Source organism: Pseudomonas sp. LAMO17WK12:I1 (assembly GCF_900177315.1).
Taxonomy (GTDB): domain Bacteria; phylum Pseudomonadota; class Gammaproteobacteria; order Pseudomonadales; family Pseudomonadaceae; genus Aquipseudomonas; species Aquipseudomonas marginalis.
The window spans coordinates 69,413-80,881 of sequence record NZ_FWZV01000022.1; the positions used below are offsets into that span (position 1 = coordinate 69,413).

Annotated in this window: 10 protein-coding genes; 2 read left to right on the forward strand and 8 right to left on the reverse strand. The window is 60.3% G+C overall.

What is annotated here, in order from left to right; genetic code table 11:
* Nucleotides 1–70 precede the first annotated feature (70 nt).
* The 8 genes from B9N88_RS30515 to acs all read right to left on the reverse strand — a co-directional run bounded on the left by B9N88_RS30515 (nt 71) and on the right by acs (nt 9,449).
* Nucleotides 71–1,291, reverse strand: a complete 1,221-nt coding sequence (locus B9N88_RS30515) for an aspartate aminotransferase family protein (RefSeq protein WP_027607765.1) — start codon at nt 1,289–1,291, stop codon at nt 71–73.
* 252 nt (nt 1,292–1,543) lie between these two features.
* Entirely contained in the window at nt 1,544–2,524 is a 981-nt protein-coding gene (gene argR, locus B9N88_RS30520; protein WP_027607764.1) for a transcriptional regulator ArgR, read from the reverse strand.
* A 167-nt stretch (nt 2,525–2,691) separates the two neighbouring features.
* A complete protein-coding gene (locus B9N88_RS30525) occupies nt 2,692–3,456 on the reverse strand; it encodes an ABC transporter ATP-binding protein (protein ID WP_003214336.1) in 765 nt (254 codons plus the stop codon).
* A 27-nt stretch (nt 3,457–3,483) separates the two neighbouring features.
* Nucleotides 3,484–4,596: a succinylglutamate desuccinylase/aspartoacylase family protein gene (locus tag B9N88_RS30530; RefSeq protein WP_027607763.1), complete on the reverse strand. Its 1,113-nt coding sequence runs from the start codon at nt 4,594–4,596 to the stop codon at nt 3,484–3,486.
* A gap of 1 nt (nt 4,597) precedes the next feature.
* Nucleotides 4,598–5,296 (reverse strand): ABC transporter permease, encoded by a 699-nt coding sequence (locus B9N88_RS30535; protein ID WP_027607762.1) that lies wholly within the window; start codon nt 5,294–5,296, stop codon nt 4,598–4,600.
* Nucleotides 5,293–5,982: an ABC transporter permease gene (locus B9N88_RS30540; protein WP_010208305.1), complete on the reverse strand. Its 690-nt coding sequence runs from the start codon at nt 5,980–5,982 to the stop codon at nt 5,293–5,295. Before B9N88_RS30540 ends, B9N88_RS30535 begins: the two co-directional genes overlap by 4 nt.
* 91 nt (nt 5,983–6,073) lie before the next feature.
* Nucleotides 6,074–6,859 carry an ABC transporter substrate-binding protein gene (locus B9N88_RS30545; RefSeq protein ID WP_027607761.1) on the reverse strand — a complete coding sequence of 262 codons (786 nt, stop codon included), beginning with the start codon at nt 6,857–6,859 and terminating at the stop codon, nt 6,074–6,076.
* Nucleotides 6,860–7,493: 634 nt separating this feature from the next.
* Nucleotides 7,494–9,449, reverse strand: coding sequence for an acetate--CoA ligase (gene acs / locus B9N88_RS30550; RefSeq protein ID WP_027607760.1), 1,956 nt, complete (start codon nt 9,447–9,449; stop codon nt 7,494–7,496).
* 411 nt (nt 9,450–9,860) lie between these two features.
* On the opposite strand from acs, the gene B9N88_RS30555 reads away from it, so the two are divergent.
* Complete coding sequence (locus tag B9N88_RS30555) at nt 9,861–10,130, forward strand: DUF2790 domain-containing protein (RefSeq protein WP_027607759.1); 270 nt, start codon at nt 9,861–9,863, stop codon at nt 10,128–10,130.
* A 510-nt stretch (nt 10,131–10,640) separates the two neighbouring features.
* Nucleotides 10,641–11,469, forward strand: an 829-nt coding sequence (locus B9N88_RS30560) for a ribonucleotide-diphosphate reductase subunit beta (RefSeq protein WP_085205435.1), incomplete at its 3' end; no start/stop codon positions are given.

Below are 11,469 nucleotides of genomic sequence, written 5' to 3' on the forward strand. Positions count from 1 at the left end.
TCAACTGACAAACTGCCATCGGGAGCAAGCCCCCTCCCACATTTGATCCGGTCCGACAGACAGATATGTATCAGGCTTGGGTCAGCGTTTTTACCGCACGCTCGAAGCGATCCAGGCCTTCGTTGATGTCCGCGTCTTCCACCACCAGGCTCGGCGCAAAACGCACCACGTCAGGGCCGGCTTGCAGGATCATCAGGTTTTCTTTCTCGGCCGCGTTGAACACGTCCTTGGCCTTGCCTTTGAACGCATCGCTCAGTACGCAACCGATCAGCAGGCCCATGCCACGTACTTCGGTGAAGATGCCGTACTGCTTGCCGATCTGCTCCAGGCGCGCCTTGAACAGGTCGTGCTTGGCGTTGACGCCGGCCAGCACCTCAGGGGTGTTGATCACGTCGATGACCGCTTCGGCCACTGCGCACGCCAGCGGGTTGCCGCCGTAGGTGGTGCCGTGGGTACCGACCACCAGGTGCTTGGCCAGGTCTTCACGGGTGAGCATCGCCGCAATCGGGAAACCGCCGCCCAGGCTCTTGGCGCTGGTGAGGATGTCGGGCACCACGCCGTAGTGCTGGTAGGCAAACAGATGGCCGCTGCGGCCCATGCCGGTCTGCACTTCGTCGAACACCAGCAGCGCATTGTTGGCGTCGCACAGTTCGCGGGCACCTTGCAGGTAAGCCAGCTCGGCCGGCAGTACGCCGCCTTCGCCCTGGATCGGCTCCAGCACCACGGCGCAGGTCTTGTCCGACACGGCGGCTTTCAGCGCTTCCAGGTCGTTATAAGGGACGTGGGTGATGCCGGTAATTTTAGGCCCGAAACCGTCGGAGTACTTCGACTGGCCACCGACATTGACGGTGAACAGGGTACGGCCGTGGAAGCTGTTCAGCGCGGCAATGATCTCGTACTTCTCGCTGCCGAAACGGTCGAACGCCACGCGACGGGCCAGCTTGAATGCGGCCTCGTTGGCTTCGGCACCGGAGTTGCAGAAGAACACGCGCTCGGCAAACGTGGCGTCGATCAGCTTATGGGCCAAGCGCAGGGCCGGCTCGTTGGTGAAGACGTTGGAGACGTGCCACAGCTTGTTGGCCTGTTCGGTCAGTGCACCGACCAGCGCCGGGTGGGCGTGGCCCAACACGTTGACCGCGATGCCGCCGGCAAAGTCGATCAGCTCGCGACCCGCCTGGTCCCACACACGGGAACCTGCGCCACGCACGGGGATGAATGCGGCAGGTGCGTAGTTGGGAACCATGACCTGGTCGAAATCGGCACGTTGCACCGGGGCTTGCTCAACGGACATCGGAGTCTCCTGAAGAGGAACGCCTGCCTGGAACTGGCGGGCGATGCAGGGATTGTAAGGACAGTTTTCAGCGCGGCCTTGCCGCCAAGCGACAACTTCTTATAGCGCCAACCCCCGTTTTACGCGGGTTTACGCCAATGCGACAAATAGCGTCGCAATGGCGCAGTTTAAACGGATGCAGGGGTTTTCGGCAGTATGCAGGGAAGTTGCGCGATGGACGCGACACACCGCGCCAATCGTATTCACCCCACGTCAACCACGCTCGGACGGCACCGACGAGAGTTCGAACGGGCTGCTGCTGCGGCGCTGGTTGCGGTCTTCGCGAGGGGTGGCGCCAAAGAAGTTGCGGTAGGCGCTGGAGAAGTGCGGCCCCGAGGAGAAGCCGCAGGACAGGCCGATCTGGATGATCGACTTGCTGGTTTGCATGAGCATCTGGCGGGCCTTGTTCAGGCGCAGTTCCAGGTAGTACTGGCTGGGGACGCGATTGAGGTATTGCTTGAAGATCCGCTCCAGTTGTCGTCGCGACACGCACACATGCTGGGCGATTTCGTCGGTGGTCAGCGGCTCTTCGATATTGGCTTCCATCAGCAACACTGCCTGGGTCAGCTTCGGATGGCTGGAGCCCAGGCGGTTCTGCAGCGGGATGCGCTGGCGCTCGCCGCCTTCGCGGATGCGCTCCACCACCAGCTCTTCCGACACCGCACCGGCCAGTTCGGCACCGTGGTCACGGGCCAGCACCGCCAGCAACAGGTCGAGTACCGACATGCCGCCGCAGGCGGTCAAGCGATCACGGTCCCAGTCGAACAGATGGCTGGTGGCGATGACCTTGGGGAAACGCTCGGCAAAATCATCCTGCCAACGCCAGTGCACGGCGGCGCGGTAGCCGTCGAGCAGGCCGAGCTGGGCCAGCGGGTACACACCGGCCGACAAGCCGCCGATCACACAACCGGCGCGCACCAGCTGCTTGAGGGCGGTGCTCAGTTGCGAGGCGATCACGGCAGGCGGCTCGTCCGCCAGCAGGAACAGTTTCTGGAAGCCTTCCAGCTTGCCCGCCCACGGCTCGCCCGGCAGTTGCCAGGCGCCTTCGGTGGCCGGCTCTGCGAGCAAAAACGACAGCTCGTAGACCACCTCCGGATGCACCCGCTGAGCAACGCGCAAGGCCTCCTCAGCCAGCGCAAGCGTGAGTGCTTTTGTGCTGGGCCAAATCAGGAAACCAATTTTGTGGGCGGTCATGGAGTGCTATCCGAAGCGAAGAACGGTAATGAAGACAAGGGCCAATGCTAGCCCGTAAACCAACACAAAGCTCAAAAACAATGAAGTTCCAACGGTAGAACTCCACTGTAGATCCCATGTGGGAGGGGGCTTGCCCCCCACATAAAAGCAACTTCAGCAGTAAGGGATTATTTCAAGCTGCCGGACAGGAACTGCTGCAACCGCTCGGACTGCGGGTTGACCAGCACTTCCCGAGGGTTGCCACGCTCTTCGACGATGCCTTTGTGCAAGAACACCAGCTGGTTCGACACTTCACGGGCAAAGCCCATTTCGTGGGTCACCACCACCATGGTGCGGCCTTCCTGGGCCAGGTCCTGCATGACCTTGAGCACTTCGCCCACCAACTCGGGGTCGAGGGCCGAGGTGGGTTCGTCGAACAGCATCACCTCCGGCTCCATCGCCAGGGCTCGGGCAATCGCCACGCGCTGCTGCTCGCCACCGGACATATGGCCGGGGAACGCATCCTTGCGATGGCCCACACCGACCTTGGCCAGGTAGTGCTCGGCCTTTTCACGGGCGTCTTTTTTCGACATGCCCAGCACGTGCACCGGCGCTTCCATCACGTTTTCCAGCGCGGTCATGTGCGACCACAGGTTGAAATGCTGGAACACCATCGACAGGCGCGAGCGCATGCGTTGCAGTTGCTTAGGGTCGGCGGCCTTCATGGCGCCGTCCTTGTTGGCCACCAGTTTCAGCTCTTCGTTATTGAGCAGGATCTTGCCCGCGTGGGGTTGCTCCAGCAGGTTGATGCAACGCAAAAAGGTACTTTTGCCCGAGCCACTGGAACCGATGATGCTGATCACATCACCGGCCGCGGCGGCCAGGGACACGCCTTTGAGCACTTCATGACTGCCATAGCGTTTATGCAGGTCTTGGACTTCAAGTTTGTACATGCGGTCGGTTCTCACAAAAACAGGTGGTCAGTCGTTGAGCAAGCGCCCGTGACGCAGCGCTTCGCGCCCCGCCACCTTGGCCAGCCAGAAACCCGCTTGGGCATAACGTAGCCGTTCAACGGCAAACAACACCCCCGAGGTGCCCGCGCAGATAACGCTCACGCGGTCTTCCAGGGGATCAATCACTTCAAAAATCGGCTCGCCCTTCTCGATCCAGTCCCCGGCTTTACGCAGGTAACTGATCACCCCGGCGTGGGGCGCGAACAGCAATTCTGTGCCTTCGAAGGGCACGCCTTCACACGGTTCGTGTTGCGGCGCCGGCCATTCGCCCTTGATCAGGCCTTGCTCGGCGAGAAACGCGAGGATGCCTTCGGCGTGGAAGATCGCTTCGTCACGGCCGGTGTCCGCCTGACCGCCCAATTCCAGGGTTGTCGCCAGGCAGGCCAGCGGGATCTGTGCGTCGGGGAAGGCGCGGGACAACCGCAGCCACGGCAACGAACAGGCCTCATCGAACGAGCTGCCACCGGAGTCTTCCGCGAGCAGACCGACTTTCACATTCAAGTGCGCCGACAGCGAACGCCACTGCGGCCAGTGCTGGGGCAGCGCGTACATGTGCAATGCGGCTTCGGCGTCGCAGTGCAGGTCGAGGACGATATCGGCGCTGCACGCATGGCTCAGCAGGATGCGCTGCATGCCTTGCAACTGGCTGCTCGGCTCGGGCAATGCGTTGAGCGCATCGGCCATCGCCTGGCGAATCATGCGCACGTTGGCGTGAGCATCATCCCCCAGCTTGCCTGTGAGCAACTCGGCCACCGGCTCGCTCAACTCAACGAAATCGCGGTTGAAATTCTTGCCGCTGCCCACTTCGAAACGGCCCTGGTGGCTGCCTTGCAGCAACTGGCCCAGGCCCATCGGGTTGGCCACCGGCACCAACTCGATCACGCCGTTGAGGGCGCCTTGCGCTTCAAGTTCGGCGAGGCGTTTTTTCAGCTCCCACGCGGCGCGCATGCCCGGCAATTCATCGGCGTGCAGGCTGGCCTGGATATAGGCCTTGCGCTCGCCGGTGCCGAAACGGAACACGCTCAACTGGCGCTCGCAGCCCAGGTGGCCCCAGGGCAACAGGTGATCGATACGTTCCATATCAGTGCTTCCGTGGAGCCAGGTAGCTCAGCCAGCGGCGCTCGGCCAATTTGAACAGGCGCACCAGGATAAAGGTCAGGCACAGGTAGAACACGCCGGCGGTGATGTAGGCTTCGAACGGCAGGTAGAACTGCGCGTTCACCGTGCGCGCGGCACCGGTGATGTCGATCAGGGTGACGATGGACGCGAGACTGGTGGTCTGCAGCATCATGATCACTTCGTTGCTGTACTGCGGCAGCGCGCGGCGCAGGGCCGACGGCAGCAGGATGCGGCGGTACAGCTTGTAGCGCGACATGCCCATGGCCTTGGCCGCTTCGATCTCGCCATTGGGGGTGGCCTTGAGGCTACCGGCAATGATCTCGGCGGTGTAGGCGCTGGTGTTGATCGCAAAGGCCAGGCACGCGCAGAAGGTCGCGCTGGACAGCAGCGGCCACAGGACGCTCTCGCGCACCGCTTCGAACTGCGCCAGGCCGTAGTAGATCAAAAACAGCTGCACCAGCATCGGCGTGCCGCGGATCACATAGGTGTAGAGCCAGGCCACGCCGTTGACGACCGGTTGCTTGGACACACGCATCAAGCCCAGGGGCAAGGCGGCGAGCAGGCCGAAGAACAGCGAGATGGCGAGCAGTTTCAGGGTGGTCAGCAGGCCGCCAAGGTACAGCGGCATGGCCTCCCAGATGACGTTGTAGTCGAAGATCATAGATCAGCCGCCCTTACGCCTACCGAGTAGCGCTTCTCAAGATGACGCAGGGCCAGCAACGACACGCTGGTGATCACCAGGTACATCGCCGCCACTGCGAGGAAGAAGGTAAAAGGCTCGCGGGTGGCATCAGCCGCCTGCTTGGCCTTGAACATCATGTCTTGCAGGCCCACCACCGAGATCAGCGCGGTGGCCTTGGTGAGTACCAGCCAGTTGTTGGTAAACCCAGGGATCGCCAGCCGGATCATCTGCGGCACCATCACCCGGAAAAACACCTGGAAGCTGCTCATGCCATACGCCAGGCCGGCTTCGGCCTGACCCTTGGGGATGGCCATGAAGGCACCACGGAAGGTTTCCGACAGGTAGGCGCCAAAGATGAAACCCAGGGTGCCGATACCGGCGGCCAAGGGGTTCAAGTCGATGTAGTCGTCATAGCCGAGCATCGGCGCGACGCGGTTAAGCAGGTCCTGACCACCGTAGAAAATCAGCAGGATCAGCACCAGGTCGGGGATCCCGCGGATCACCGTGGAGTACAAGTCACCCAGCCAGGCCAACCAGCGCACCGGCGACAGGCGTAACGCGACCCCGATCAGACCCAGAACAATGGCCAAGGCCATGGACGACAAGGCGAGCTGAAGCGTCAACCATGCGCCATCGAGGATGACGGCCCCGTAGCCTTTCAACATGATTCAGGTCCTCGAAAAGGGGGATGAAAAAATGGCGCAAACCGCAGGAATTCTGTTGCTTGCGCCATTTCGGACAGACAGCTGCGAATACTTACTTGGCTTCTGGGCCGTAAATATCGAAGTTGAAGTACTTTTTCTCGATTTCTTTGTATTTACCGTTGGCACGGATCGCGGCGATGGCAGCGTTGATGCGGTCCAGGTTTTCCTTGTCGCCCTTGCGTACGGCGATGCCTACGCCGTCGCCGAAGTACTTGACGTCGGTGAAGGCCGGGCCGGTGAACGCATAGCCTTTACCGGCTGGCGTATCGAGGAAACCTTCCTGCAGCAAGGTCGCGTCAGCCACGGTGCCGTCGAGGCGACCGGCTTCCACGTCGAGGTAGATTTCGTTCTGCGAGCTGTAAGGCACAACGGTGGCGCCTTTAGGTGCCAGGACTTCCTTGGCGAAACGGTCGTGGATCGAACCGCGCTGTACGCCGATCTTCTTGCCCTTCAGTTCATCCAGGCTGTCGCTGACGGCGGTGCCTTCCTTCAATACCAGGCGTGCTGGGGTCAGGTAGTAGCGGTTGGTGAAGTCCACGGACTTCTTGCGGTCTTCGGTGATGGACATGGACGACAGGATCGCGTCGATCTTGCGCACCTTGAGCGCCGGGATCAGGCCGTCGAACTCTTGCTCGACCCAGGTGCACTTGACCTTCATCTCTTCGCACAGGGCGTTGCCGATGTCGTAGTCAAAACCGACGATGCTGCCATCCGGCGCCTTCGAGGCAAACGGAGGGTAAGCCGCTTCGATACCAATTTTCAGAGGCTTGCCTTCAGCGAAAGCCTGCATGGACAGCACGGACAGCGCCAGGGCGCCCAACAGCACGAGTTTCTTCATCTTGGGACTCCATCGGTATAGGGCAAAACAGCAGTATGAGCCATGGCCCACGATGCGACTGAGTGAAACCGAATAGCGGTGCTGCGTCCTACACCAATTCAACAGTGGAGACGACGAGCGAGTGATCGGCATTCTAACGACAGGCCGGAAGCCGATATTTCCTCAATGCGACAACAATTTACAGAAGCACTGAGAAAGCGGTTCCAGCACATTGACAGCCTCTGAATTTTATGCAGAGACAAAAGATATTAAACCTGTTGATGCTGCAAATTGCGGGCCTATTATTCGCAAACCCTTCTAGCACGGCAAGTGTGGCGTTTAATCTTATGGCTCGGGGTGTCTAAAGCGCGGTTTTTCGGGGCATAAGCGTAGCCCTTTGCCTCAGGTTTGGGCGGGCGGTTACACATTTGCGCGACTCGGTAACATTCAGAAACCTCCTACGCGAAAAACCGATATTTATTTGACTGGTGGTCATGCGGGTCTGTCAGTTCCTCCTCCATACCCACCTTGGAATGCAATCCAAATGTGGGAGGGGGCTTGCCCCCTCCCACATTGGATCTCCTCCGATTTCAAGCACTCACAAAAAAGCCCCACCCGGCTCACACCGAATGGGGCTTTGTCTGACCAGCCCGCCTTACGCGACGTTCATGGTCTTGTGGGTCTCAATCAAATGCGCCACTACACCCGGGTCCGCCAGGGTGGAAATATCGCCCAAGCCGTCGTACTCGGCCGTGGCAATCTTGCGCAGGATGCGGCGCATGATTTTCCCCGAGCGCGTCTTCGGCAAGCCCGGTGCCCACTGGATCACGTCCGGCGAGGCAATCGGCCCGATTTCCTTGCGCACCCAGTTCTTCAGCTCCAGGCGCAGGGCTTCGCTGGGTTCTTCGCCATTCTTCAGGGTCACATACACATAGATGCCCTGGCCCTTGATGTCGTGCGGCACACCCACCACCGCCGCTTCGGCGACTTTAGGGTGGGCAACCATGGCACTTTCGATCTCGGCGGTACCCATGCGGTGGCCGGATACGTTCAACACGTCATCCACACGGCCGGTGATCCACCAGTAGCCATCTTCATCGCGACGGGCGCCGTCACCGGTGAAGTACATGCCACGGAAGGTCTTGAAGTACGTGTCGACAAAACGGTCATGGTCGCCGTACAGGGTACGGGCCTGGCCTGGCCACGAGTCGAGAATCACCAGGTTGCCTTCGGCGGCGCCTTCGATGATGTTGCCCAGGTTGTCCACCAGCGCCGGCACCACACCGAAGAACGGCCGTGCGGCAGAACCCGGCTTGAGTGCATGGGCGCCCGGCAGCGGGCTCATCAGGGTGGCGCCGGTTTCGGTCTGCCACCAGGTGTCGACGATCGGGCAACGGGATTGGCCGACGTTCTTGTAGTACCAGTCCCACGCTTCCGGGTTGATCGGCTCACCCACCGAACCCAACAGGCGCAGACTGCTGCCATCGACGCCTTCGCAGGCAGCGGTGCCGGACGCCATCATTGCGCGGATCGCGGTCGGGGCGGTGTAGAGGATATTGACCTTGTGCTTGTCGACGATCTTGCCCACCCGGGTAATGTCCGGGTAGTTCGGCACGCCTTCGAACAGCAAGGTGGTCGCGCCATTGGCCAGCGGGCCGTAGACAATATAGGTGTGGCCAGTGACCCAACCGACGTCGGCGGTGCACCAGTAGATTTCGCCCGGGCGGTAGTCGAATACGCGCTCGTGGGTCAGGGCCGCATACAACAGGTAGCCGCCGGTGGTGTGCTGCACGCCTTTAGGCTTGCCGGTGGAACCGGAGGTGTAGAGGATGAACAGCGCTTCTTCGGCGCCCATCTCTTTTGGCGCACACACGGTGCCCGCCACTTTCATCAGGTCTTCGTACCAGATGTCGCGATGCTGGTTCCACTTGATCTGGCCATTGGTGCGCTTGCACACGATGACCTTCTGGATGCTGCTGGTTTCCGGGTTGGTCAGCGCGTCGTCGACGTTGGCCTTCAGCGGAATCTTCTTACCGGCGCGAATGCCTTCATCGGCCGTGATCACCACCTTCGACTTACAGTCGATGATGCGACCGGCCAGGGCCTCCGGCGAGAAACCGCCGAACACCACCGAATGGATCGCACCGATGCGGGTACACGCCAGCATGGCGACCACGGCTTCGGGGATCATCGGCATATAGATGGTCACCACGTCGCCGCGGTGCACATCCTGGCCACGCAGGGCGTTAGCGAACTTGCAGACTTCCTCGTGCAACTCGCGGTAGGTGATGGTGCGGCTCTCGGCCGGGTCATCGCCCTCCCAGATGATCGCCGCCTGGTCGCCGCGCTCGGCGAGGTGACGGTCCAGGCAGTTGTAGGACACGTTCAGGGTGCCATCGGCGAACCACTTGATGTCGACATGGTGATCGTCGAAAGAGGTCTGCTTCACCGCGGTGAAAGGCTTGACCCAGTCAAGGCGCTTGGCTTGCTCGCGCCAGAAGCCATCGGGGTTGACCACCGACTGCTGGTACATGGCCTTGTAGGTTGCCTCGTCGGTCAGCGTGTTGGCTGCTACTTCGGGGCGAACGGGGTACAGGGAAGCCGCACTCATCTTTCTTACCTCGGTGACATAGTTGTTGTTGTATGACCCAGTTGTATCCGGGGTGGGCCTATAGAACCATTCGACGATGGTAGTAACAAGACCCTACAAAATGCCCTGCTATCCCCGTTTGCCGCTCTGGCCCGCAGCCTGTGGGGCTTTGCGGGCGGGTGAAAAAACCTTTACCACGGGATTGTTACAAAAACCGCCAATAGTCTTTATCAAAAGCACGGGTATATGAATATAACCCGCAGGCCTAGAATCACTTCCGCCAACCAAGGCATTGTGATTAACACAACAGTGATTAACAACGTAACAGCCCCCACGAAGGCACGTTAATCCGAACTAACCAATCCTAAGTTACACACGTGGCCTCACAAGGGCCCCGTGACCCCTTTCGCCCTGAAGAAGGTAAGTAAAGAAATGAAAGCTCTCGTAGTTATGGCCCTCAGCAGCTTGTGCGCCACCGCCGCCCTGGCCGACGAGGCCCCGACCGAGCTGGCCGGCCAGAACGCCCCGATTGTTGAGGACTACACCTATAGCACCAAGCTGGATGTGGCCAAAGTATTGTCCATGAGCACGATCCCGGAAGTTTGCGAAGTTGTGCCGGTAAAGATGGAATATGAGGATTCCCAGGGTCAGCGCCATATCCTTAATTACCATGTCATGGGTAATGGCTGCTCTAACGGATAACAACTTCGTTAGTTGGAACAGACCCGGATCTTATTCGCCGCAAGAAATCGTTCTTGCGGCAAAGAACCGGTCCTCCCTTCCCGCCCTCAAAAAGCCCTCCCCTCTTCCCCACACTAAATAGCCCACCGCCCGTCAAAAATTTCCTACCCCATCAACCCCCCGCAAACCCTCACTCTGGCTCAAATAGCCGCCTTTTTGTCTCTGATCCGAGACCATCCGCCGCAACACAAAGCCGAATTTTTCCCTATAATGCGCGGGTAAATCGGGCCTGCAATATCCCTTTACACAGGGACGAAGAGCCAGACCTTGAGCCTGCGCTGGAGTATGCATCCACCGCTCCGCCCCTCAAGCCTCATGCAGTACCCGTTACCCAATTCCGTTTATTTGCCTGCGCGAGCTGTTGCAACAAACGATTCCTTAAGATCCACCGCGGCCCGAGGGCCGTGTGAACACCCAACCATCCGGTTTCACACGGGCACCTTTGAGCCCTCACGCAGGAGACGACACGTCATGCTGAGCTGGGACGAATTCGACAAAGAAGAAGACGGCGAAGTAGCCACCAAAGGCGCCAACGCCGGCCACGCCACCGAAGCCAACATGGACCGCCTCGACGGTGCCGGCGCCGCTGCCGCCATCGAAGCCCGCGCCGTCACCGCCAGTGACTCCGCCGCCATCGTGCGCGCCAAGGCTGCCCTGGACAAACTCGACGTCGCCGAAGGCCTTGCCGAACTCGAAGGCGCCTCCGCCCGCGTCGCCGTTGACGAAAAGCGCATGATCAACTGCCGCGCCGACCTCAACCAACTCGTGCCCTTCAAGTACGACTGGGCCTGGCAAAAGTACCTCGACGGCTGCGCCAACCACTGGATGCCGCAGGAGGTCAACATGACCGCCGACATCGCCCTGTGGAAAAACCCCGAAGGCCTGACCGACGACGAACGCCGCATCGTCATGCGCAACCTCGGCTTCTTCTCCACTGCGGATTCGTTGGTCGCGAATAACCTGGTCCTGGCCGTGTACCGCCTGATCACCAACCCGGAGTGCCGCCAGTACATCCTGCGCCAGGCCTTCGAAGAAGCGATCCACACCCACGCCTACCAGTACTGCATCGAATCGTTGGCCATGGATGAAGGCGAGATCTTCAACATGTACCACGAGATTCCATCGGTCGCCAAAAAAGCAGCCTGGGGCCTGAAATACACCCGCTCGATCTCCGATCCGAAGTTCGAAACCGGCACCGTCGACACCGACAAGGAACTGCTGCGCAACCTGGTCGCCTACTACTGCGTGCTGGAAGGCATCTTCTTCTACTGCGGCTTCACCCAGATCCTGTCCATGGGCC